Annotated in this window: 20 protein-coding genes; 11 read left to right on the top strand and 9 right to left on the bottom strand. The window is 60.6% G+C overall.

From position 1 onward, the window contains the following. Positions 1-60 precede the first annotated feature (60 nt). From ACW9UO_RS10130 to ACW9UO_RS10105, 6 genes are all read right to left on the bottom strand, one after another. Positions 61-1191: a hypothetical protein gene (locus tag ACW9UO_RS10130; RefSeq protein WP_457085694.1), complete on the bottom strand. Its 1131-nt coding sequence runs from the start codon at positions 1189-1191 to the stop codon at positions 61-63. Positions 1192-1411: 220 nt separating this feature from the next. Then, the gene (locus ACW9UO_RS10125) at positions 1412-2488 is read right to left on the bottom strand and encodes a coiled-coil domain-containing protein (RefSeq protein WP_457085693.1); all 1077 of its coding nucleotides are present in this window, start codon (positions 2486-2488) and stop codon (positions 1412-1414) included. Positions 2489-2631: 143 nt separating this feature from the next. Further along, complete coding sequence (locus ACW9UO_RS10120) at positions 2632-3450, bottom strand: ABC transporter permease (protein ID WP_457085692.1); 819 nt, start codon at positions 3448-3450, stop codon at positions 2632-2634. Between the two features lie 76 nt (positions 3451-3526). Next, positions 3527-4417, bottom strand: a complete 891-nt coding sequence (locus ACW9UO_RS10115; RefSeq protein ID WP_457085691.1) for an ABC transporter permease subunit — start codon at positions 4415-4417, stop codon at positions 3527-3529. 3 nt (positions 4418-4420) lie between these two features. Beyond that, complete coding sequence (locus ACW9UO_RS10110; protein ID WP_457085690.1) at positions 4421-5542, bottom strand: ABC transporter ATP-binding protein; 1122 nt, start codon at positions 5540-5542, stop codon at positions 4421-4423. 60 nt (positions 5543-5602) lie between these two features. Then, positions 5603-6688 (bottom strand): polyamine ABC transporter substrate-binding protein, encoded by a 1086-nt coding sequence (locus ACW9UO_RS10105; RefSeq protein WP_457085689.1) that lies wholly within the window; start codon positions 6686-6688, stop codon positions 5603-5605. Positions 6689-6835: 147 nt separating this feature from the next. On the opposite strand from ACW9UO_RS10105, the gene ACW9UO_RS10100 reads away from it, so the two are divergent. The 3 genes from ACW9UO_RS10100 (at position 6836) to ACW9UO_RS10090 (ending at position 9529) form a co-directional block, all read left to right on the top strand. Beyond that, positions 6836-7498, top strand: a complete 663-nt coding sequence (locus ACW9UO_RS10100) for a GntR family transcriptional regulator (RefSeq protein ID WP_457085688.1) — start codon at positions 6836-6838, stop codon at positions 7496-7498. Positions 7499-7593: 95 nt separating this feature from the next. Next, positions 7594-8988: an aspartate aminotransferase family protein gene (locus ACW9UO_RS10095; protein WP_457085687.1), complete on the top strand. Its 1395-nt coding sequence runs from the start codon at positions 7594-7596 to the stop codon at positions 8986-8988. Positions 8989-9001: 13 nt separating this feature from the next. Beyond that, positions 9002-9529: a GNAT family N-acetyltransferase gene (locus ACW9UO_RS10090; RefSeq protein WP_457085686.1), complete on the top strand. Its 528-nt coding sequence runs from the start codon at positions 9002-9004 to the stop codon at positions 9527-9529. A 72-nt stretch (positions 9530-9601) separates the two neighbouring features. Here the strand turns inward: ACW9UO_RS10090 and argE are convergent, their stop codons facing one another. Both argE and ACW9UO_RS10080 read right to left on the bottom strand, forming a co-directional pair. Then, positions 9602-10747: an acetylornithine deacetylase gene (argE, locus tag ACW9UO_RS10085; RefSeq protein ID WP_457085685.1), complete on the bottom strand. Its 1146-nt coding sequence runs from the start codon at positions 10745-10747 to the stop codon at positions 9602-9604. Next, complete coding sequence (locus tag ACW9UO_RS10080) at positions 10744-11937, bottom strand: M24 family metallopeptidase (RefSeq protein WP_457085684.1); 1194 nt, start codon at positions 11935-11937, stop codon at positions 10744-10746. Before ACW9UO_RS10080 ends, argE begins: the two co-directional genes overlap by 4 nt. Positions 11938-12320: 383 nt before the next feature. Here ACW9UO_RS10080 and ACW9UO_RS10075 point away from each other — a divergent pair, with 383 nt between their 5' ends. From ACW9UO_RS10075 to ACW9UO_RS10040, 8 genes are all read left to right on the top strand, one after another. Next, positions 12321-13421, top strand: coding sequence for an ABC transporter ATP-binding protein (locus tag ACW9UO_RS10075; RefSeq protein ID WP_457085683.1), 1101 nt, complete (start codon positions 12321-12323; stop codon positions 13419-13421). 121 nt (positions 13422-13542) lie between these two features. Beyond that, positions 13543-14664 (top strand): extracellular solute-binding protein, encoded by a 1122-nt coding sequence (locus ACW9UO_RS10070; RefSeq protein WP_457085682.1) that lies wholly within the window; start codon positions 13543-13545, stop codon positions 14662-14664. 116 nt (positions 14665-14780) lie between these two features. Then, on the top strand, positions 14781-15071 hold the full coding sequence (locus ACW9UO_RS10065; RefSeq protein WP_457085681.1) for a DUF1330 domain-containing protein: 291 nt from the start codon (positions 14781-14783) through the stop codon (positions 15069-15071). Further along, on the top strand, positions 15071-16741 hold the full coding sequence (locus ACW9UO_RS10060; protein ID WP_457085680.1) for an ABC transporter permease: 1671 nt from the start codon (positions 15071-15073) through the stop codon (positions 16739-16741). The genes ACW9UO_RS10065 and ACW9UO_RS10060 overlap by 1 nt, the downstream gene beginning before the upstream one ends. A gap of 5 nt (positions 16742-16746) precedes the next feature. Continuing rightward, positions 16747-17925, top strand: a complete 1179-nt coding sequence (locus ACW9UO_RS10055) for an ABC transporter permease (protein WP_457085679.1) — start codon at positions 16747-16749, stop codon at positions 17923-17925. A 166-nt stretch (positions 17926-18091) separates the two neighbouring features. Then, positions 18092-18880: an exodeoxyribonuclease III gene (locus ACW9UO_RS10050; protein WP_457085678.1), complete on the top strand. Its 789-nt coding sequence runs from the start codon at positions 18092-18094 to the stop codon at positions 18878-18880. A gap of 185 nt (positions 18881-19065) precedes the next feature. Continuing rightward, positions 19066-20439, top strand: a complete 1374-nt coding sequence (locus ACW9UO_RS10045) for a M16 family metallopeptidase (RefSeq protein ID WP_457085677.1) — start codon at positions 19066-19068, stop codon at positions 20437-20439. After that, entirely contained in the window at positions 20436-21788 is a 1353-nt protein-coding gene (locus ACW9UO_RS10040; protein ID WP_457085676.1) for a M16 family metallopeptidase, read from the top strand. The genes ACW9UO_RS10045 and ACW9UO_RS10040 overlap by 4 nt, the downstream gene beginning before the upstream one ends. 105 nt (positions 21789-21893) lie before the next feature. On the opposite strand, the gene dapA is transcribed toward ACW9UO_RS10040, so the two are convergent. Then, positions 21894-22769, bottom strand: coding sequence for a 4-hydroxy-tetrahydrodipicolinate synthase (gene dapA / locus ACW9UO_RS10035; RefSeq protein ID WP_457085675.1), 876 nt, complete (start codon positions 22767-22769; stop codon positions 21894-21896). Positions 22770-22796 lie beyond the last annotated feature (27 nt).

Below are 22796 nucleotides of genomic sequence, written 5' to 3'. Positions count from 1 at the left end.
CCGGCCTACGGGCAATACTGTAGGTCGGGCCTCAGCCCGGTGTGCGGTCTAACGTGCGGTCTAATAAGACAAAACCCGCCCGCCGGGGCTGACGACAAACTTGCGCACAGTGGCAAAACCGGGCGGGTTTTTCTCGGCCAGCACCTGAAATGGCCGCTGGGGCAGGATGATGGCGCGGGTGGTGTCGGTCGCGCCGGTGTCGACGCCGCGGCCCGAAAACGGATCGAGCGCAAAGACCTCACGCTCGACAGTGGAAAACCACCCGGCGCGCTCTTCCTTGACCCGCTCGCTTTCGAGCGTTTCAGCGGTCCAGGCCAGGGTCCAGTCTTCGCCCGGCGGCGATTTCGCCTCGGCCAGCACATCGCGGATTGGTCCGGTCTGGCGTGTGAAACCGTGCGAATACATCGGGCCGATGTGAAACCGGCGCAGGCGCTTGGGGTGCAGATCGTCAAAGCTCTCGTCAAAGCCCTTGGCGATGGTCAACAGTTTCAGCGCGCCCAGCGATTGCGCCATCAGATGGCGTTGCACCTCGGGCCAGCGGCGTTCGTCCTTGGGCAGGGCGGTGCGGCCGGTGTCGTCAAGCTCGAGGATATAGATCGTCGGCAGGTTGATCTGGCTGTCATAGACCGCCCAATGGATGCGATATTTGCGCCGTCCTTCAAAGCCTTCGACCCAATCAACGCGCGGGTCCATCCGGGCCCAGAACAGGTGGCCGCTCAGCAGTTCTTCGTAGTACAGGCGCTGCGACAGGGCGAATTGCAGCTTGGTCGGGATTGTCTGCTCCGAGATGATCTGGCTGATCATCTGATCCTTCATCACCGCCGCGCTGGGCATGTTTTCCAGATGCGCCTCGGCCTGCTGGGCGTCATTCGCCATCACCAGCAGCTCTTGGAACGTCGGAAATCCGCTCTCGTGCGCGTCGATGGCGAGCGAGCCAAAGAACTGCCCGGTGTCGCGGCCCACCAGCAGGTATTTCATGCTGAGCGCCTTGAAGGTGTACGCGATGCCCCGGATATAGCGCGCGAGGATTTTCACATCCTCGCGGCTCAGGCTGCCCTCGGTTTCCATCACGGCGGCCACGCGGCCGAGATGGGCGGTGATCGCCTCGAACTTCTGGAAATAGCGCCGGCTGGCGAAGGTGTCGGTGAGGCCTTTGTGATCAGAGGCGGCGTCCGTCGTGCGCCCCGTCATAGCTTACCACCCGCGAAACGGCCGGGTCCAAGCGCCAACCGCGTGAACAGCGGCGATATGGCCGCCACCGTCGCATTGCTCGCAGCTCTTACGGATGTTGCGAGATAAAGCGCTCCGAACACCCGTTGGACCGCCGCACCACGGCCCTGCGATACGCGGCTTGCGCGAGACCCAGACCTGTGTCCGGAGTCCCTAAGAACACGGCGGGCCAGATCAGACATCACCCACCATACGCATTGCTGTCATGCTTTTCGACAATCGCGGCAAAGCGGCGGGCAAAGCGTTCGTCGGCCTTGGCCTTGGCCTCAAGCACATCGCGGGCAAAGACCATGTGATCCTCGTGCGCCTCGAGCATATCGGCCATCTTTTGGTTGGTGGCGGAGCCAATGGCGGCCATCGCGGTCTGTGCCTCTTGATCGGTTTTCACGCCGATCTCGTTGATCCGGTGCGCCACATCCTGTTGCTGCGCGGTTTTGAGCGATTTGGTCAGCGCATCATACAGCACCACGCGTTGCTTGGTGTCGGTCTGCAATTTGTTGATCAGCACCATCTGCGTCGCCGCCTGATTTTGCAGTGAATCGACCCAGGTTTTGCCTTTCTCGATATAGCGTTCCAGCGTCTGGCTCTTGGCCATCTTGACCTGTTCGCTCTGCACCAACGCGTTATAGGCCTTGTTTTGATCGGCCAGTTCGGTCTCCAGCTTGGTGCGCGCACTGGCGTCTTGCTCGACCGCGATCTTGTTTTCCAGGGCGATGATCTGCGGATCCATCGCGAGGATCTCGGCCTTGACGGCCTCCAGCTCGCCCACCGTCATTTCACGCTCGTCCAGCGTTTCGGTCAGGTTGGTTTCGACCTTGGATTTCTGGTCCTCCAACACCGCAAGCTGGTTTTCCAGCAGTTTGGTGATGATGTCAGACTTGGCAATCAGGTCTTGCAGCTTGTCATCGATATTGGCGGTTTTCATCCGCTCCTGGCGCAGGGCATCCGACCGGCCCTTGGAGAACACCCCAACAAAGCTCTCCCAGCCGGTTTTTGAGCGCATCTCGTCGAAATCGCGGGAAAAGGCGGCGGTGACATCGTCGAGGCCCATGATCAGCTCGGCGATATTGGCGTTCATCACCTCGGTATGATTGTGCACGTCCTGAAGGGTGGCGGTTTCGACATCGATGTCAGTCTCGGTGCCTTCCTTCATCTTCTGGCGGGCGGTTTCGATGCGGCTGGTGATCTCGGAAATCTTGGATTGGGTCTCGGCCACCTGCGACTGGCTTTCGCGCAACTGTGTGTCGAAATTGGACATGTCAAACTCCCTATTGCAAATGCTTGCGACGAATATGGGTAATGTTATGCCGGTTTACATCAGGGCGCACCGGATTTTCGCAAACATTGGCAAAAGCGCGCTGCAAAAGAAAGGTCGGAAATACCTGACCCCCTTGTGCGGGGTCAGGAGGTGCGCAGGGCGGCCTGTTCGTCGGCTTGCTGTCGGACACTGGCGCGTTTCGACACCAAGGAGGCGGTGATGACGCCGACGGTGACGATGGCAATCATGATGGTCGACAGGGCGTTGATCTCGGGCGAGACACCGAGGCGCACAGCGGAGAAGATCTTGATCGGCAGGGTCGTGGCCGAGGGGCCGGCGGTGAACGAGGCGATCACCAGATCATCCAGCGACAGGGTGAAGGCCAGCAACCAGCCCGAAAGGACAGCGGGCGCGATGATCGGCAAGGTCACAAGACGGAAGGCCTCAAACGGGGTGCAGCCGAGATCAAGCGCGGCTTCTTCGAGAGAACGGTCAAAGCTGACCAAGCGCGAGGAGACCACGACAGAAACGTAGCACATCGAAAAGGTGGTGTGCGCGAGGATGATTGTGACGATGCCACGGTCGAGCCCGATGCCGATGAACAGCAAGAGCAGCGAGAGCCCGGTGATGACCTCGGGCATGACAAGCGGGGCATAGATCATGCCGGAGAACAGCGTGCGGCCATGAAAGCGACCTGCGCGCACCAAAACATAGGCCGCCATCGTGCCGAGGGCCGTGGCGATGGACGAACTGACGACAGCGACGCGGATGGTGACCCAGGCGGCATCGAGAAACGCCTCGTTCTGGAGCAATTCGGCGTACCATTTGGTTGAGAAACCGGCCCAAACTGTCACCAGCTTGGAGGCGTTGAACGAAAAGATCACCAGAATGATCATCGGCAAGTAGAGGAAGGCGAAGCCAAGGGTCAGCGACACCGCGTTAAAGGCAGAAAACCGTTTCATGTGGTCACCGTCCCGGAGCCGATTTCTTTCAAAGAAATCGGTCCGAAATCTTTGTAAGATTTCGGCTGCGCTGCGCTCATCCTTCGGCCTCCCGCTGCTTTTGCTCGTTGCGTTGAAACAGGATGATCGGAACAATCAGCACCAGAAGAAGGATCACCGCCACAGCGCTGGCCACCGGCCAATCGCGGTTGTTGAAGAATTCCTCGAACAACACCTTGCCGATCATCAACGTTCCCGATCCCCCCAATAGCGACGGAATGACGAATTCGCCCACCACCGGGATGAACACCAGAAAACAGCCCGCGATGATGCCCTGTTTTGACAGCGGCACCGTGACCAGCCAGAACGCCTGAAACCGCGAACATCCTAGGTCTTCGGCGGCTTCCAGCAGGCTGTCGTCCATCTTTTCCAACGCCGCATAGATTGGCAGGATCATGAACGGCAGATAGGTGTACACGATGCCGATATAGACGGCATAATTGGTGTTCAGGATAGTCAGCGGCTCGGAAATCAACCCGGTCCACATCAAAAAGCTGTTGAGCAACCCCTCGTTCGACAAGATGCCCATCCACGCGTAGACCCGGATCAGAAACGAGGTCCAGAACGGCAAAATCACCAGCATCAGCAACGTAGGACGCCATTCCGGCGCGACGCGGGCCATCGCATAGGCGATGGGATAGCCAGCCAGAAGCGTCAGCACCGTCGCGACAAAGGCGATCTTGACGCTGGACAGGTAGGCTTTCCAATACAGGTCATCTTCGGTCAGCCAGACAAAGTTCTCCATGTCGAGTTGCGACAGGAAGTCTCGGAACGCCGTCCACCCGGCAGAGAGGTCAAGCGTCGGCGTGTACGGCGGAATGGCGATGGCCGTGTCCGACAGTGAGATTTTCAGGACAATGAGAAACGGCACCAGAAACAGTGCCAGCAGCCAGAGATAGGGGACGGCGATCAGGGTCAGACGGCGCATCCCTCAGGCCTCCAGCAGCACGGCGGCGGTGTCGGTCCAGCTGAGCCAGACGTCATCTTCCCACGTCAGCGCCCGCCGGGAAAGGCGGCGGGTATTGGCAGTCTGCGCCTTGAGCATCCGCCCGCCCGCCACCTTAACATGATAGGTCGAGAGATTGCCGAGATAGGCGATGTCATGAATCCGGCCGCGGACTTTGTTGCGGGTCGCGGGCTCTTCGGTGCCAATCGCCACCTTCTCGGGGCGCATGGCGAGGTAACAGCGCTGGCCACGGTCAAACGCCCGGTCCGTCTTGGCATGCAGCGCGGGCAACCCCTCGGCCCACGCCACCTCATATCCATCGTCCAACGGCGTGGCGCTGCCTTCGATAATGTTCACATCACCAATGAAATCAGCGACATAGACCGAGTTCGGCTGTTCGTAAATCTCTGCCGGAGTGGCGACCTGAACGATGCGCCCCTCGTCCATCACCGCCACGCGGCTGGCGACGGTCATCGCCTCTTCCTGATCGTGGGTCACAATCACAAAGGTCGTTCCGGTCTTTTCCTGAATGTCCATCAGCTCAAATTGCGTTTGCTGGCGCAGCTTGGCGTCGAGCGCCCCTAGGGGCTCGTCCAGCAGCAGCAGTTTCGGGGCCTTGGCCAGTGACCGGGCAAGGGCCACCCGCTGGCGCTGGCCGCCGGAAATCTGGTGCGGCTTGCGCTGGGCGAACCGCTCCAATCGGGTCAGACGCAGCATCTCGGCCACCCGCGCGGCGATCTCGTCTTTGGGCTTGCCCTCGCGTTTCAGGCCAAAGGCAATGTTTTCGGACACGTTCAAATGCGGAAACAGCGCATAAGACTGGAACATCATGTTCACCGCCCGCTTGTTCGGCGGCTGGCCAGCAACGTCCTGACCGGCAATCAGAATCTGGCCCTCCGTCGGGTTCTCGAACCCGGCCAGCATCCGCATCATCGTTGTCTTGCCACAGCCCGACGGCCCAAGCAGGGCAAAGAATTCCTGCGGGTAAATATCCTGCGTCAGATTATCGATGGCGGTGAATTCGCCAAACCGCTTGGTCACGTTCTTGAACTGAATAAGCGGCTTTTGCGTCGGGTCGGTCCAAGGGGCAAAGACGGGGTCGGACATCACAATTCCAGTCGAAAAAAGAAGGCCCGCGCCGGGGGTGGCGCGGGCCGCTTGTCTGTCTCAGGTGCCGGATTTGATCTTGGTCCAGAGCCGGGTCACAACACGCTGTACCTTGGGCGGAAACGGCGTGGTGGTGAACAGGTTGTTCAGCGCGGCTTCCGAGGGATAGATCGCCGGGTCACTGATCACGTCCTCGATCAGATGCGCCTGGCTCGCCTTGTTGCCGTTGGCATAGTTCACATAGTTCGACGCGGCGGCCATATTCTCGGCATTCATGATGAAATTCAAGAACTTGTGCGCGCCTTCGGGGTTGGGTGCATCCACCGGAATCGCCATCTGGTCAAACCACATCTGCGCGCCTTCGGAGGGGGCGTTATAGGCGATCACGACGCCATTGTCGGCCTCGGCCGCACGGTCACGCGCCTGAAGAATGTCGCCAGACCAGCCCACCGCGACGCAGATATCGCCATTGGCCAGCGCGTTGATGTATTCCGAGCTGTGGAATTTCTGGATGTAGGGGCGGACCGGCATATAGACGCCTTCGGCCTTGGCAATCACGTCCGGATCATGGCTGTTGGGATCTTCGCCAATGAATTTCAGCGCCGCCGGGATCATCTCGGCGGGGGCATCAAGGAAGTGCACGCCGCAACCGGCCAGTTTTTCCATATTGGCCGGATCGAACACCAGCGCCCAGCTGTCAATCGGGGCGTCTTCGCCCAGCAGTTCCTTGACCTTGCCGACGTTCACCCCAAGCCCGGTGGTGCCCCACATGTAGTTGATCGAATAGGCATTTTCGGGGTCATACTGCTCGGTCCGCGAGCTGACGACATCCCACATGTTGCCCGCATTCGGCAGCATTTCGGGGTCAAGCTTCTGGAACGCACCCGCCTGGATCTGGCGCTGCAGGAAGGTGCCGGTGGGCACAACAACGTCATAGCCCGAGCCGCCGGCCAGCATCTTGGTTTCAAGAACTTCGTTCGAATCGAACACGTCGTAGATCAGCTCCAAGCCAGTTTCGGTCTCGAATTTCTCAAGCAGCGCTTCATCGATATAGTCCGACCAATTGTAGACCCGAACTTCCTCGGCGGCCGCCATCGATGCGCCGAGTGCCAGCGCCGCGGTGCAGACCATCACAGAATTCTTCATTTCGTGCTCCCGTTGGGTTATGGCGGTCATAAGAGCTTGCCGCCTTGCCCCGATTTGATCAAATTATGCCCAATCAGGCAATATGGAAATGCTTCCACGGTCAGGGTAAAGTCGCAAGTCCCCACGAATTGGTGAATTATCAAGCAGATGAACGACATCGCAAAACAGCCCGAACAGCCGATGATCCCGGCGCATGAACAGGTCTATCGGCAGGTGCGCGATTTGCTGCTGTTTGGCGAAATGCCACCCGGCGCGCCGGTCACGATCCAGGGGCTGACCCTTGAGGTTGGGGCCGGCATGACCCCGGTGCGCGAAGCGATCCGGCGTTTGACAGCCGAAGGCGCGCTGGTGTTTCAAGGCAATCGCCGGGTGTCGGTGCCGCGGCTTGATGCCGGGGCGGTGAGCGAGTTGATCCATGCGCGCGTGGCGATCGAGCCAGAGTTGACCCGCCGCGCCTGTGATACGGCGGGTGTGGGCGATCTTGCCACGCTGCGGATGATTGATGACCGGCTTGATGCCAGCATCGCGCAGGGCGATGTGCGCGGCTATCTTGAGCAGAATTACCGCTTTCACCTGCATCTTTACGGTTTGGCACAGGCACCGATCCTTCAGGAATTGGCCGAGGGTTTGTGGCTGCGGTTTGGGCCGTCTTTGCGGGTGGTCTGCGGCCGGTACGGAACTCAAAGCCTTCCGGATCAACACAAGGCGATTTTGGCGGCGATGGCGCGGGGCGACGCCGACTCCGCCGCCTGCGCTATGGAGGAAGATGTCCGCCAAGGCATGGAGCAGATCCTGCAAACGGTGGAATAGCCGCGATTGCACCTGCGAAGGCGGTTGATTCGATTGACAGGGCGAAATTTGATCATATTTTGGGTGGCGACACTTTGGCGCGCGAGGACCAGCCCATGAACATGATTACCAACCACCTGCCCACCGAAGAGCTTCAGGCGCTGGACGCCGCCCACCATATGCACCCGTTTACCGCCGGGGATACCTTGGCGCAAAAGGGCGCGCGGGTCATCACCCGGGCCGATGGCGTTTTCATCACCGACAGCGATGGCCAGCGCATTCTTGATGCGATGGCGGGGCTGTGGTGTGTGAACATCGGCTATGGCCGTGACGAGCTGGCCGAGGTTGCCGCGCGTCAAATGCGCGAACTGCCGTATTACAATACGTTTTTCCAAACGACACATGTGCCCGCCATCGCGCTGGCCAAGAAGATTGCCGATCTGGCACCGGGCGATTTGAACCAAGTCTTCTTTGCCGGGTCCGGGTCGGAAGCGAATGACACCAATATCCGCATGGTGCGCCACTATTGGGCGATGAAGGGCCAACCGGATCGCAATATCATCATCTCGCGCAAGAACGCCTATCACGGCTCGTCGGTCGGCTCTGGCTCGCTGGGGGGCATGTCGGGGATGCACGCGCAGGGCGGGTTGCCGATCCCGAACATTCACCACATCAACCAGCCGAATTGGTGGGCCGAAGGCGGCGACATGGACCCCGAGGCATTCGGTCTCGCTCGTGCGCGCGAGCTGGAAGACGCGATCAAAGAGCTTGGCCCCGACCGCGTGGCCGCCTTTATCGGTGAACCGGTGCAAGGCGCGGGCGGTGTGATCGTCGCCCCCGACAGCTATTGGCCAGAGATCCAGCGGATTTGCGACAAATACGAGATTCTGCTGATCGCCGACGAGGTGATTTGTGGCTTTGGCCGCACCGGCAACTGGTTCGGCTCAGAGACCGTGGGCATCCGCCCGCATATCATGACCATCGCCAAGGGGCTCAGCTCTGGCTACGCGCCCATCGGCGGCTCGATTGTCTGTGATGAGGTCGCAGCGACCATTGCGAAGGGTGAGTTTAACCACGGCTACACCTATTCCGGCCACCCGGTTGCGGCGGCTGTGGCGCTGGAAAACCTGCGTATTCTTGAAGAAGAGCACATCGTCGATCACGTCCGCGATGTGGCCGGGCCTTACCTGAAACAAAAATGGGAGGCGCTGGCCGATCACCCGCTGGTGGGCGAGGCGAAAATCTCGGGGCTGATGGCGTCACTGGCACTGACACCGGACAAGGCGAGCCGTGCGAAATTTGCGGCGGATGTGGGCACGATCGGCTGGATCTGCCGCGACATCTGTTTCGCCAACAACCTGATCATGCGCCATGTGGGCGACCGGATGATCGTGTCGCCGCCGCTGGTGATCACCAAGGACGAGATCGATCTGCTGATCGAACGCGCGACGCTTTCGCTGGATCAGGCGTTTGAAAAGATCAAGGCGGACGGGCTGTATAAAGCGGCTTGAGTGGTGCGGGATCATGTTTGATGTCGCGCCTGATCTGACCGACCAAAATTTGCGCCTGCGCCCCTTGGGGCAGGCGGATTTCGAACCGCTGTTGGCCGCTGCGTCCGATCCTTTGATTTGGGCGCAGCACCCGGCAAAGACGCGACACCAGCCAGCGGTGTTCGCCCCATACTTCGCATTTCTTCTCCAAGCCGGCGGCACATTGGTGGCCGAAGATCTGGACCTTGGCGGCAAGGTGATCGGCTGTTCCCGATTTTACCAGGTCGCAGAGCGGCCCGGCACGATGGCCATCGGGTTCACCTTTCTGTCGCGCGCCTATTGGGGCGGGCCAATGAACGCGCGGATGAAGGCGCTGATGTTCGGTCACGTTTTCACGGTGTTCGATGAGGTCTGGCTTGATATCGGTCTCGACAATATCCGGTCACAACGCGCCGCTGAAAAGATTGGCGCGGTGCATGTGAACGATGCCACGTTCAACCTTGGGAACGGCGCGTCCGATTACCGGTGCTATCGGGTGCGGCGCGTGGATTGGGCGGCATAAGGCGCTTGCGGTCAAAAGGGGCGCGAGGGGCTGGCCCCCGCGATCCCTGTTCAAGCGGAAGAGACCTGAAGGTCAGGCGATCTTTTCCAGCATATCGAGGCAGGTTTGCATCTGGGAAATGGTCACGAATTCATCCGCCATATGCGCCTGTTCGATAGAGCCGGGGCCGCAGACAATCACATCGGTGCCGAGGCTTTGAAACAGCCCTGCCTCGGTCCCGAACGCCACCAGATCGGTTCCATTCGCGCCGGTCAGCCGGGCCACGAGGTCACGCGCTTCGTTGGCCTCCATCGGCTCTAGCCCCGGAATCTCGCCAATGGTTTCGACGCTGATATCGGCCTCGGGGTCGACCGCGCGCATCGCGGGCAGCAGGACGTTTTCAACGTAATAAGCCATTTCTCCGGTGACGAATTCCGCGTCGGTCGGCTGGACCGGGCGCATTTCCCACGCCACCTCGGCCATCGCGGCAATCACGTTGTGGGCATGGCCGCCGTGGATTGCGCCGATGTTGATGGTTGACCAAGGCGGCACGAAACGGCTGGTCGATGGCGTGCGCGATTTCAACTCGTCGCGCAGGTCAAGCAGGCGCGACACGTAGCGCGTGGCATATTCTGCAGCGTTCACCCCACGGTCGGGCGCGCTGCCGTGGCCTTCCAATCCGCGGAACCGGGCAGTGTATTCGCAACATCCCTTGTGGCCCTCGATGATCCGCATCGACGTGGGTTCACCGACGATGGCCATGTCGGGGCGAATCTCCATCTTGCGCAGGCTGTCGACAAGCGCCTGACCACCAAGGCAGCCGGTTTCCTCGTCATAGGTAAAGGCGAAATGCACCGGGCGGCGCAGGTCGCGCTGGGCGTATTCAGCGGCCATGACGGTGGCGCAGGCGATGAACCCCTTCATATCACAGGTGCCCCGGCCATACAGCGCGCCGCGATGTTCGACCATCTCGAAGGGGTCGCTGCTCCAGGGTTGCTCCAGCACCGGCACCACATCGGAATGGCCCGACAGCATCAGCCCGCCGCCGGTGTCCGGCCCAAGCGAGGCAAAGAGATTGGCCTTGGTGCCGCTGTCATCGGCCAGAATACGCACCCGCGCGCCGACATCTTCGAGACGGGTCGCGAGATAGCCGATCATTTCCAGATTGCTGTCGGCAGAGACGGTCGGATAGGCCACCAGCTCTGCCAGCAAGTCGATACTGTCCTTCAGATGGCTCATTTGACGGTCACCATGCGCGGCCGGTTGCAGAAGGGTTCGGCGGGGCCGTCGGGTTTGATCAGGATCGATTCGGTGATTTCCAGCCCCCAATCCTCCATCCAGAGCCCCGGCATAAAGTGAAAGGTCATGCCCGGTTCCAGCACGGTTTCATCCTCAGACCGCAGCGAGATCGTGCGTTCGCCCCAGTCGGGCGGATAGCTGAGACCGATGGGATAGCCGCAGCGCGCGGCCCGTTTGATATCGGATTTGCCCAATTCATCAGCCAGCGCATTGGCCACGTCGCAGGCACGGTTGCCAGCGCGCGCCATCTCGATCCCGGCCTCTAGGCCGCGCACCAGTGCCTCTTCTGCGCGTTTGAGGAAATCGGGCGGGGTGCCAAGAAAGATCGTTCGGCACAGCGGCGCGTGGTAGCGGCGATAACAGCCGGAGATTTCAAAGAAAGTCGCCTCGCCCCCGGCAAAGGATTTGCCGTTCCATGTCAGGTGCGGTGCGGCGGCATCCGGCCCCGAGGGCAACAGCGGCACAATGGCCGGGTAATCGCCCCAGTGGCCATCCGCGCCCTCGATCGCATCGGCCATCGCGGCGGCGGCGACCACGTTTTTAGGAACACCCAGTTCGGTGCGCTCCATCAGCCCGTCGATGATCTTTTCACTGATCCGCGCGGCGCGGCGCATAAAGGTGATCTCTTCGTCGGATTTCACCGCCCGGCACCAATTGACCAGCGCGGTGGCCTCGACAAATTCGCATTGCGGCAAGGCAGCGATCAGCTCCTGATGCGCCTTGGCAGAGTAGTAATAGTTCTCCATCTCCACGCCGATCCGCGCCGCCGAAAGCTCCAGATCGCCGATTCGCACGGCCAGATCCTGCATCGGGTGGCGTTCGGTGGATTGCACAAAGTGGTCGGCGTACCCAAAGATCCGGTCGTCATCCATCCACACGGTGCGCAGCGCGCCATTGGCATCCTGGGCGCGGCCCCACCAGATGGGATCGGCGTCGGGCAGGATGATCACACCCTGATGCACATAGAACGACCAGCCGTCATAGGCGGTCAGCCACGCCATGTTGGACGGATCGGTGACAAACAAGAGATCGAGCCCGCGTTCGGCCATCGCGGCGCGGGTTTTGGCCAGACGGCGGGCGTATTCGGCATCCGAAAACGGAATGTCCTTGGCGAAACGGTGCTGCGGCATGCAATCCCCCTGTTGTTGATTTCGCAACCGTGGACCGGGAGATGCGGAGACGCACGAAGGAAAACGACATTTTTGCTCGAAAACTGCACAAATTCGCTCGGGGCGGGGCGGTGAGTCGAAGCTTTGGGCAGTTGGAATCTTTGGCGCCCCTTGTCTCTAAAAGCGGTTTGAGAAGCACGGAAATGCTTAATCCCCGCACAGGTGCCAATAGATTTCGCGGCAATCGCAGTGAAATGTCCTGCTGAATTGCACTTTTGAGGTCGATTGTCCTGCTATGGCGCAGATGGTCGGTAAAGCGTCGCAACTCAGTTGCAGTCTGGGAGAATGCGCGTTTTACTCTGGGGCAAAGGGGAAAACCCCAACAGAAAAACAGGGAGCCAGCTTTGGCAGACAGCTCAGGGAACGACGCTTTCGTCGAATTTGAACGCGTGCAGAAAAGCTATGATGGCGAAACGCTCGTCGTCAAAGACCTTAACCTCTCGATGCCGAAGGGCGAGTTCCTGACAATGCTCGGGCCGTCAGGGTCGGGCAAAACCACCTGCCTCATGATGCTTGCGGGGTTCGAAACCGCCACTTACGGCGACATCCGGCTTGGCGGCACCTCGATCAACAACATCCCGCCGCACAAACGCGGCATTGGCATGGTGTTTCAAAACTACGCCCTGTTCCCGCATATGACGATTGCCGAAAATCTCGCCTTTCCGTTGGAAGTCCGCAAGATCGGCAAATCGACGCGTGAGGAAAAGGTGAAGCGCGCGCTTGATATGGTTGAAATGGGGGCCTTTGGCGGCCGCCGCCCAGCGCAATTGTCCGGTGGTCAGCAACAGCGGATCGCCTTGGCGCGGGCGCTGGTGTTTGAACCCGAACTGGTGCTGATGGACGAACCGCTTGGCGCGCTCGACAAGCAGCTGCGCGAAAAGATGCAGTTCGAGATCACCGATCTGGCGCACCGTCTGGGCATCACTGTGGTCTATGTGACCCACGACCAGACCGAAGCGCTGACCATGTCGGACCGGGTTGCGGTGTTTGACGATGGCCGCATTCAACAGCTTGCGCCGCCAGATCAGCTTTATGAAGAGCCGGAAAACAGCTTCGTTGCGCAGTTCATTGGCGAGAACAACACGCTCGAAGGCACGGTCAAGGAAATCAACAACGGCCTCGCGCTGGTGCAGCTTGACGATGGCGAATTGATCGACTGCAAGCCGATCAACGTGAGCCAGGTGGGCGAACGCACGCGGGTGTCAATCCGCCCCGAGCGGGTGGAGTTCAACAAGGAACGGATGCCCGAAGGCGCGCATACGCTGAAGGCCGAAGTGCTTGAATTCATTTACATGGGCGACATTTTCCGCACCCGTCTGCGGGTCGCTGGCAACAGCGAATTCGTCGTCAAGACACGCAATGCGCCGGATCAGGTTCGCCTGAAGCCGGGCCAACAGATCGAGATCGGGTGGCTGCCGGAAGACTGCCGCGCGCTTGATGCGTAAGTAGAACATGCCTGCCGCCCCGAAGCGGGCGGAGGCATGATGTATGCGGTTCGGCACGGCGTCGCCCGTCGCTTACCGGCTGCACGTTCACGACACGGGTATTTTACAGGGAGCACAAAGTATGAAAATGACGAAAATCCTTCTGACAACATCCGCACTCACGGTTGCTGGCGGGATGGCGTTTGCCGAAGCCCATGCGAACATGGCCAATGACATGACGCTGGTGAGCTGGGGCGGTGCCTATCAGAACTCGCAGATCAAAGCTTATTCCGACCCCTACCAAGAGATGAACGCTGACGTGAACATCTCGTGGGATGAAAGCTCGGCCGAGGCCGTGGCCAAGCTGCGCGCGATGAACGAAGCCGGCAACGTGACCTGGGATCTGGTCGACGTCGTGGCGGCAGACGCGCTGCGCCTGTGCGACGAAGGTCTGGCGATGGAAATCGACCCAGACGAAGATCTGGCCGCGGCCCCCGATGGGACCAGCGCCGAGGATGACTTTGGCGACCTGCTGGTCGGCGACTGCTTCATCCCGCAGATCGTGTATTCGACCACCTTCGGCTATCGCACCGATATGGTACCGGAAGGCGTCGATGCGCCGTCGGAAATCTGCTCGGTTTTCGATCTGGAAACCTATCCCGGCAAGCGTTCGCTGGAAAAGCGCCCGATCAACAACATGGAATGGGCGCTGCTCTGTGACGGCGTTGCCAAAGACGACGTGTATGACGTGCTTGAAACCGAAGAAGGTCAAGAGCAGGCGCTTGCCAAGCTCGACACCATCAAAGACAGCGTTGTCTGGTGGTCGGCCGGTGCCGATACGCCGCAGCTTTTGGCGGATGGCGAAGTCTTCATGGGGTCGACCTACAACGGCCGTCTGTTCAGCGTGATCGAAGAGCAGGACCAGCCCGTTGCCATGATGTGGGACGCACAGGTGTTCGACCTCGACGGTTGGATCATCCCAGCAGGTCTGCCTGACGATCGTCTGGCGCGCGTCAAGGACTTTGTAAAGTTCGCGACCGACACCCAGCGTCTGGCCGATCAGGCGAAGTACATCTCCTATGGTCCGGCGCGTCTGTCCTCGGCACCGCTGGTTGGCCAACACGCCGACCTTGGTATCGAGATGGCGCAACACATGCCGACCGATCCGGAAAACGCCAAGAACACGTTCCTCTATAACTACGAGTTCTGGGCGGATTACCGCGACGACATCGACGCCAAATTCCAGGCGTGGCTGGCGAAGTAAGACAGCACAGCGGCGGGTCGTCATGGCCCGCCGTATCGGCATGATCCTGAAAGGTGCGGCCCTTGTCGCGCCTTTCCAACCACAAGAAAAACAAACAAAAACAGGGAACAGTGCCGATGCCCAAGGGCTATATCATTGCGCATATCACAGTGACCGACCCCGAGCCGTATAAGGAATACGTCGTGCGCGACACGCCGATCCTTTTGGGACTTGGCGGCAAGTTTATTGTGCGCGGCGGCCCGTCCGAAACGGCCGAAGGCGTCAGCAAGGACCGGCATGTTGTGATCGAGTTCCCGAGCTATGAGGCGGCCTTGGCTGCCTACAATGATCCCGAATATCAAGAAGTCGCCGCGATCCGCCGGGCAAACGCGGACAGTGACATCATCATCGTCGAAGGGGCCGAATAATGTCGGATGCAACAAGTTCAGGCACGCTGACCACAGCCGATGGCCAATCGCTCAAGAAATCGCTGGGCCGTGCGCTGCGGGTGCAAAAGATCCGCGCCCTGCTGCTGGTTGCGCCGCTGCTGCTGTTTGTGATGGTCACCTTTATCGCGCCGATTGCGTCGATGCTGTTCCGCTCGGTTGAAAACGATATCGTCCAAGACACCATCCCAATGACAATCGCCTCGCTTGAAAAATGGGATGCGGGCACCGGCGAAATGCCGGCGGAAGAGGTCTATGAGAACCTGTTTTTCGACCTGTTCTATGCCGCCGAGGCCAAAGAGCACACCAAGCTTGGCACCCGACTGAACTATGAGAAAACCGGCGTGTCGTCGCTTTTCCGGCAATCTGGCCGCAAGCTTGATGACGTTGGTAAGGAATTTCAGAAGCCTTTGGAAAATCTGAACAAAGGATGGAAAGACGGCGCTGTTTGGTATGAGCTGATGAGCGGCAGCGGTGACAAGGCCATGGCTTTGGTCAAAAGCGAACGCGAACGCTACAACCGGCTGACCAGCTCTGAGGACAAGCGCGACATTGGCTTTGTGCCGTCCCAAGAGATTGCGGCGCTTTTGCCCCGCACCACCCGCGCCTATACCGCCTGGGCGATGTTCACCGTCTATGCCGACAACGATACAGTTGCCAAGGAAGACCCGTGGGAAGCGGTCTATGCCGCGCTTGCGCTTGACCTGATGGCCGATGGGGCCGCCGCCGAACTGGCAGGCTATAGCGGCCCGCAGGCCGACCTGCTGAAAGAGGCCGCCGCCAACACCGACATCCTGCCGCAGCCCGATTTCAGAGCGGCCTTCCTTGATCTCGACGAAGATTGGGGTGAGATCGACAATTGGCAAACCTTCCAGACCTACAGCCCGCGCTACACCAACGGCTATTTCCTGAACTCGGTCGACCTCCAGAAAACCCCCGACGGGTTTGAGGCGCGGCCCGAGAACCAGCGGATCTATATCACCCTGTTCCAGCGCACGATCTTCATGTCGCTGGTGATCACCGCGTCTTGCATCCTGCTGGGCTATCCGGTGGCGTGGATCCTGGCCAATCTGCCGACGCGCACCGCGAACCTGTTGATGATCCTTGTGCTGCTGCCGTTCTGGACCTCACTTCTGGTGCGCACCTCGGCGTGGAAGGTGATGCTGCAACAGCAAGGCGTGATCAACGATGTGCTGGTCTGGCTGGGGCTTGTGGCTGATGACAGCCGGCTGGTGATGATCAACAACCAGTTCGGCACCATCGTGGCGATGACGCATATCCTTTTGCCGTTCATGATCTTGCCGATGTATTCGGTGATGCAGACCATCAACCCGACCTATCTGCGCGCCGCCAAATCGCTGGGCGCGACGAACTGGACAGCCTTTTGGCGGGTGTATTTCCCGCAATCGGTGCCGGGCATTGGCGCGGGGTCGATCCTCGTGTTTATCCTGTCGATTGGGTACTACATCACGCCGGAAATCGTGGGCGGCACCAAGGGTGTCTTTATCTCGAACCGGATCGCCTATCACATCTCCAGCTCTTTGAACTGGGGTTTGGCGGCGGCGCTGGGCACGATCCTGTTTGCGGTCGTCCTGATCCTGTACTGGGCCTACGACAAGATCGTCGGCATCGATAACGTGAAACTGGGGTAAGAGACATGGCAGCACTGACACCTATCGAACCCAAACCGTTTTCGTTTTCCGGCCCGGTGATGGCAGCGCTTGGCGGCTTTGTCGGCCTGCTCATGGGCATCGCCAACGGCTCTGGCATCCTTGGCGTGCTGATTGGCGCGGTGGTCATGGCGGGGATTGCCTATCTCTTCCTCGAAGTCTGGCGACAGGAAAAACCCGCCCGCTGGATCATCCTCATTGCGTTCACGCTCGTGGGGTTTCTGATGGGCGGCGTGTCCGGGGCGATCATGGCCGGGCTGTTTGGCTGGTTCACCGGCTGGTTCCTGTTCTGGATCGGCGAGGGGCGGTATCGCGCCAAGCTGGTGCCGTATCTCACGCCGGGGCAGGTGCTGTGGCACTATACCTTCCGGGTGATCTGCGGCGCGATCTTCACCTTCCTGATCACGCCGATCATCGTGGTGATGCCGCTTTCGTTCAACGCCGAGGATTTCTTTACCTTCACGCCGGGCATGTTGCAGCTTGATCCCGATGCCTATTCGCTCAAGCACTACCGCGATTTCCTGACCAACTCGGAATGGACCGGCGCGGTGTGGAACTCGGTCAAGATCGCCCCGGTGGCGACGCTGATCTCGGTCTCGCTGGGCACTTTGGCGGCGATTGGCCTGTCGCAATCGCATGTGCCGGGCAAGCGGATCATCATGGCGGTGCTGATTTCACCGATGATCGTGCCGCTGATCATTTCGGCCACCGGCATGTACTTCTTCTACTCCTCCATCGGCATCCAGGGCACCTATTGGGGCATCGTTCTGGCGCACGCTGTGCTGGGCATTCCCTTTGTGATCATCACCGTGACGGCAACTTTGGTGAGCTTTGACCGCTCGCTGACACGCGCGGCGGCCAATATGGGGGCCGATCCGGTCACCACGTTCTTTCGGGTGCAGATGCCGCTGATCTTGCCGGGGGTGATTTCGGGCGGGTTGTTCGCCTTTATCACCTCGTTTGACGAGGTTGTTGTGGTGATCTTCCTTGGGTCGGCGGAATGGCAGACCCTGCCGTGGCAGATGTTCACCGGCTTGCGCGAGCAGATCTCGCCGACCATCCTTGCGGCGGCAACGATCCTCGTGGGGATTTCCATCGCGCTGCTGGCCACCGTCGAAGTGCTGCGCCGCCGGTCAGAGCGGATGCGGGGCATGTCGCCGTCCTAAGCAACGGTTAATGTGACAGAGCAAAGGGCAGGCCCCGCCCGTGGGGCCGGTCGGGGGCTGCCCGGCCTCCCGCCGGGCGGGGCGCTACTTTGGGCCCGTCGCGCCTTGCAACCCACGGCGTGACCCGTCATTCTCCGCCAGCCTTGCAACACCCGGAGCCGCCCTTATGCCCTTCACCCTCGCCACCTGGAACATCAACTCGGTCCGCTTGCGCGCCGCTCTGGTGGAGAAACTGCTGACCGACGAAGCGCCGGATGTGCTCTGCCTGCAAGAGTGCAAAAGTCCGGTCGACAAGATCCCGGTCGAGGCGTTCCACGCGCTGGGCTATCGCCACATGGTGGCGCGCGGTCAAAAGGGCTATAACGGCGTCGCCATCCTGTCGAAAATCCCGATGGAAGACGCGGGCGGCCAAGATTTCGCGACGCTGGGCCACGCCCGCCACGTTGCCGCCAAGCTGGAAAACGGCGTGACGGTGCACAACTTTTATGTCCCGGCGGGCGGCGACAAACCCAACCGCGAGATCAACGAAAAGTTCGGCCAAAAGCTCGACTACCTTACCGAGATGCGCGATTGGTTTCATTCGGAAACTCCCGAAAAGGCGATCCTTGTTGGCGATCTCAACATTGCCCCGCGCGAGGATGACGTCTGGGATCACAAGAAGCTGCTGAAAGTCGTGTCGCACACCCCCATCGAGGTCGAACATCTGGCCGAGACGCAGGACGCAGGCAAATGGGTCGATATCACCCGGCAGGACATTCCCGAGGGCAATCTTTACAGCTGGTGGTCCTATCGCGCCGCCGATTGGGACAGTGCCGACAAGGGCCGCCGGCTCGATCACATCTGGGCCACCCCCGACATCTCGAACGCCGGTCATTCCAGCCGCATCCTGCGCCCGGTGCGCGGCTGGCAGCAGCCGTCTGATCACGCGCCGGTGTTTGCCTCCTTCGACGTTTGAAACGCCGCCCCGGACCAAAGGCGCGGCCTTGTCGCCAAACACAGGCCGCGCTGGGCTTGGCCAGTGAACGCCCGCGCCGGGCTAGGCCAGTGAACGCCCGCGCTCACGCAAGTGTCACGCGGTCTGCTCTTGATCTCAAACCGTTTGGGGCCATTCTATAGCAAATGCCTTTCCAGGAGAGTTTCATGCCCCTTCCCCCCCTCAGGCGTGCCGCCGCGCGCCTCTGTGCGGCTGCGTTACTGCTGACCGGCGCGGTCAGCGTGGCCCAGGCCGAGACCAAGATCGAGGATCTCGTCACCACCGCCACCCTCGACAACGGCATGGAGGTCATCGTGATCGAAGATCACCGCGCGCCGGTGGTGGTGCACATGGTCTGGTATCGCGCAGGCAGCGCGGATGAACGCCCCGGCGTGTCGGGTGTGGCGCATTTTCTGGAACACTTGCTGTTTCAAGGCACCAAGACCATGGCCCCCGGAGAGCTAAGCCGGGTGGTGGCCGAGAATGGCGGCACTGACAACGCCTTTACCAGCTATGACCAAACCGCGTATTTTCAGCGTGTTGCGGCCGACCGACTGGGCCTGATGATGCAGATGGAGGCGGACCGGATGGTCAACCTTCAGCTCGGTGATGAGGAAATTCGCACCGAGCGCGAGGTCATCATCGAAGAGCGCAACATGCGCACCGAGAACGACCCCGGTGCCCTGATGCGCGAACAGGCCCGCGCCGCGCAATTCCTCAACCATCGCTATGGCGTGCCGGTCATCGGCTGGAAGCATGAGATGGAGGGCCTCGATCTTGAGGCCGCGTTGGACTATTATCAGACCTATTATGCGCCCAACAATGCGCTCTTGGTGGTGGCCGGTGACGTGACCCCGGACGAGGTGATGGCGCTGGCTGAAAAGCACTATGCCCCGCTGGCCCCCAACCCCGATCTCAAGCCGCGCGCCCGCCCGCAAGAGCCGCCGCAAACCGCGCCGCGCCGCATGGTGTTCGAAGATCCGCGCGTATCGCAACCCTATGTGATCCGCACCTATCTCGCCCCCGAGCGGGACCCGGGCGCGCAAGAGACTGCCGCCGCATTGGAGCTTTTGGCCGAGGTTCTTGGCGGGGGGCAAACCTCGGTTCTGAACGAAAAGCTGCAATTCGAGCAACAGAAAGTGGTCTATGCCGGCGCGTCGTACAGTGGCGTTAATCTCGACGATACCACCTTCTCGCTGGTGGTGGTGCCCTCGGAAGGGGTGACGCTGCAAGAGGCCGAGGATGCGCTTGACGTGGCCGTTGCCGAGTTCATGGAGGCCGGTGTCGACCCAGAACAGCTCACCCGGATCAAGCGGCAGATGACGGCGAGCCGGATTTATGCGCGGGACGATGTGAACAGCATTGCCAACGTGTATGGCCGCGCGCTGACCTCGGGCCTGACGATCGAAGATGTCAACGCATGGCCCGCCATCGTCGAGGCGGTGACAGAGGAAGACATCCTTGCCGCCGCGCGCGATGTTTTTGATCCCAAGACCAGCGTCACGAGCTGGCTCAAACGCCCGCAGGAGGTGACCCAATGACCGCGCTGTTGAAGACACCGCTCCGGGCTTTGGCCCTTGCTGCCACTGCGGCGGCCACGCTGGTGATGGCGGCTCTGCCCGCCTCTGCCGAAATCGAAATTCAGGAAATCACAACGCCCGGCGGCATCAATGCTTGGCTGGTCGAAGAACCATCGATCCCGATTGTTGCACTGGAGCTGCGGTTTCAGGGCGGTGGATCGCTGGATGCGCCGGGCAAACGCGGGGCGATCAACCTGATGATGGGGCTGCTCGAAGAGGGCACCGGCGAGATGGATGCGCGGGCCTTTGCACGCGCGCTTGAAACCCTCGCGGCGTCGTTTGACTATAATACCCGCGATGACACCCTCTCGATCTCTGCCAAGTTCCTCACCGACACGACCGATGAAACGATGGCGCTGTTGCGCGCCTCGATCGTAGAGCCGGCGTTCAACCAGGTGGCGGTGGACCGGGTGCGGGCGCAGGTTCTTTCCGGCATCGCCTCGGATGAAACCGACCCCAACAGCATCGCCGGTCGGCTGTTTGACAGGCTGGCGTTTGGCGATCATCCCTATGCCACCTCGCTTGACGGCACCCGCGAAAGCGTGGCGGCGCTGACCCGCGAGGATATCGTTGCGGCCCATCGTGCAACCCTGACGCGCGACCGGGTGTTTGTCAGTGCTGTCGGTGATATCAACGCCGAGGGGCTGTCGACCTTGCTTGATACGCTGCTGGGGGATCTGCCCGAAACCGGCGCGCCGTTGCCGGGCGCGGCCCCGTTCCTGATGCAAGGCGGGCTGACGGTCGAACCCTTCGCGACGCCGCAATCGGTGGTGCTGTTCGGCCATGAAGGGCTGGAACGCGATGACCCGGATTTCCTGGCGTCTTATGTGGTGAACGAGATATTCGGCGGCTCCGGGCTTACGGGCCGATTGATGCAAGAGGTGCGCGAAAAGCGCGGGCTGAGCTATGGGGTGTATTCCTACCTGGTGCCCAAGGATCACGCGGCGCTGGTGATGGGGTCGGTGGCCTCGGCCAACAACCGGGTGGCCGTTACCATTGCCGTTGTGCGGGATGAGTGGGCAAAGCTGGCCGAAGCGGGTGTCACCGCCGAGGAGCTTGCGGCAGCCAAGACCTATCTGACCGGCGCTTATCCGCTGCGGTTTGATGGCAACGGGCCAATTGCCAATATTCTCGTCGGCATGCAGATGGACGGTTTGTCGACCGACTACGTGACCGATCGCAATGCGATGGTCGAGGCGCTGACGCTGGAAGAGGTCAACCGCGTGGCCCAGCGGGTTTATACGCCGGAAAACCTGCACTTTGTCGTGGTGGGTCAGCCCGAAGGCCTCGACGCGGACGCAACCCAGTAGCCGCGCAAGAAAATGGCCCGGCGCGTTGATCGCGACCGGGCCACTAACGGTGCAAATTCCATTGATGGAATTTGTCAAAAATTTTCGAAAAATTTTTGGTTCCGTCTAGGTCAGCAGTCCCGCGTGGCGCAGGCCGGCATCGATCTTGGCTTGCGTCGCTTCAGTGACCGGCAAGAGCGGCAGGCGCACGCTGTTCTCGCACAGGCCCAGTTTCGACATCGCGTATTTCACGCCGCACAGCCCCGGTTCGGTAAAGATCGCCTGGTGCAGCGGCATCAGCTTGTCTTGCACCTGCAGTGCGGTGGCGTAATCGCCCGCGAGGCAGGCCTTTTGCACATCGCTGCACAGTTTCGGCGCGACATTGGCCGTGACCGAGATCACCCCGACGCCGCCTTGGGCGTTAAAGCCATGCGCCGTGCCATCCTCGCCCGACAGTTGGACGAAATCGGTGCCGCAGGTGATCCGCTGCGCCGAAACCCGCGCCAGATCGCCGGTGGCATCCTTGACGCCGATGATGTTTTTCAGCTTGGCCAATGCGCCCATCGTCGCCGGTGTCATATCAACAACAGACCGCGGCGGGATGTTGTAGATGATGATCGGCAGGTCCACGGCCTCGGTGATCGCGGTGAAATGCGCGATCAGCCCGGCTTGCGTCGGTTTGTTGTAATACGGCGTGACCACCAGCGCGGCCTCGGCCCCGACCGATTTGGCATGTTTCGCCAGACGAATCAATTCGGCGGTATTGTTCGACCCGGCCCCGGCAATCACCGGAATACGGCCTGCGGCGGCGCGCACAACCTCGGTCACCACAAGTTCGTGCTCTTTGTGGGTCAGGGTGGGGCTTTCACCGGTGGTGCCAACGGGCACAAGGGCGGTACTGCCCTGCTCCACGTGCCAATCCACCAGTTTTTCCAGCGTCTCCAGATCGATCTCACCGTTCTTGAACGGCGTGACCAGGGCAGGCATGGACCCTTTAAACATGGTGACGCTCCTTTTCTTTGGTCAGGC

It is taken from the genome of Marinovum sedimenti (assembly GCF_054052205.1).
The sequence above is the reverse complement of the archived record's forward strand: the minus strand, read 5'-3'. Positions and strand labels throughout refer to the sequence as shown.

Coding starts and splice junctions, on each gene's coding strand:
- ACW9UO_RS10130 (WP_457085694.1), bottom strand. CDS start 1,191: ATGACGGGGCGCACGACGGACGCCGCCTCTGATCACAAAGGCCTCACC.
- ACW9UO_RS10125 (WP_457085693.1), bottom strand. CDS start 2,488: ATGTCCAATTTCGACACACAGTTGCGCGAAAGCCAGTCGCAGGTGGCC.
- ACW9UO_RS10120 (WP_457085692.1), bottom strand. CDS start 3,450: ATGAAACGGTTTTCTGCCTTTAACGCGGTGTCGCTGACCCTTGGCTTC.
- ACW9UO_RS10115 (WP_457085691.1), bottom strand. CDS start 4,417: ATGCGCCGTCTGACCCTGATCGCCGTCCCCTATCTCTGGCTGCTGGCA.
- ACW9UO_RS10110 (WP_457085690.1), bottom strand. CDS start 5,542: ATGTCCGACCCCGTCTTTGCCCCTTGGACCGACCCGACGCAAAAGCCG.
- ACW9UO_RS10105 (WP_457085689.1), bottom strand. CDS start 6,688: ATGAAGAATTCTGTGATGGTCTGCACCGCGGCGCTGGCACTCGGCGCA.
- ACW9UO_RS10100 (WP_457085688.1), top strand. CDS start 6,836: ATGAACGACATCGCAAAACAGCCCGAACAGCCGATGATCCCGGCGCAT.
- ACW9UO_RS10095 (WP_457085687.1), top strand. CDS start 7,594: ATGAACATGATTACCAACCACCTGCCCACCGAAGAGCTTCAGGCGCTG.
- ACW9UO_RS10090 (WP_457085686.1), top strand. CDS start 9,002: ATGTTTGATGTCGCGCCTGATCTGACCGACCAAAATTTGCGCCTGCGC.
- argE (WP_457085685.1), bottom strand. CDS start 10,747: ATGAGCCATCTGAAGGACAGTATCGACTTGCTGGCAGAGCTGGTGGCC.
- ACW9UO_RS10080 (WP_457085684.1), bottom strand. CDS start 11,937: ATGCCGCAGCACCGTTTCGCCAAGGACATTCCGTTTTCGGATGCCGAA.
- ACW9UO_RS10070 (WP_457085682.1), top strand. CDS start 13,543: ATGAAAATGACGAAAATCCTTCTGACAACATCCGCACTCACGGTTGCT.
- ACW9UO_RS10065 (WP_457085681.1), top strand. CDS start 14,781: ATGCCCAAGGGCTATATCATTGCGCATATCACAGTGACCGACCCCGAG.
- ACW9UO_RS10060 (WP_457085680.1), top strand. CDS start 15,071: ATGTCGGATGCAACAAGTTCAGGCACGCTGACCACAGCCGATGGCCAA.
- ACW9UO_RS10055 (WP_457085679.1), top strand. CDS start 16,747: ATGGCAGCACTGACACCTATCGAACCCAAACCGTTTTCGTTTTCCGGC.
- ACW9UO_RS10050 (WP_457085678.1), top strand. CDS start 18,092: ATGCCCTTCACCCTCGCCACCTGGAACATCAACTCGGTCCGCTTGCGC.
- ACW9UO_RS10045 (WP_457085677.1), top strand. CDS start 19,066: ATGCCCCTTCCCCCCCTCAGGCGTGCCGCCGCGCGCCTCTGTGCGGCT.
- ACW9UO_RS10040 (WP_457085676.1), top strand. CDS start 20,436: ATGACCGCGCTGTTGAAGACACCGCTCCGGGCTTTGGCCCTTGCTGCC.
- dapA (WP_457085675.1), bottom strand. CDS start 22,769: ATGTTTAAAGGGTCCATGCCTGCCCTGGTCACGCCGTTCAAGAACGGT.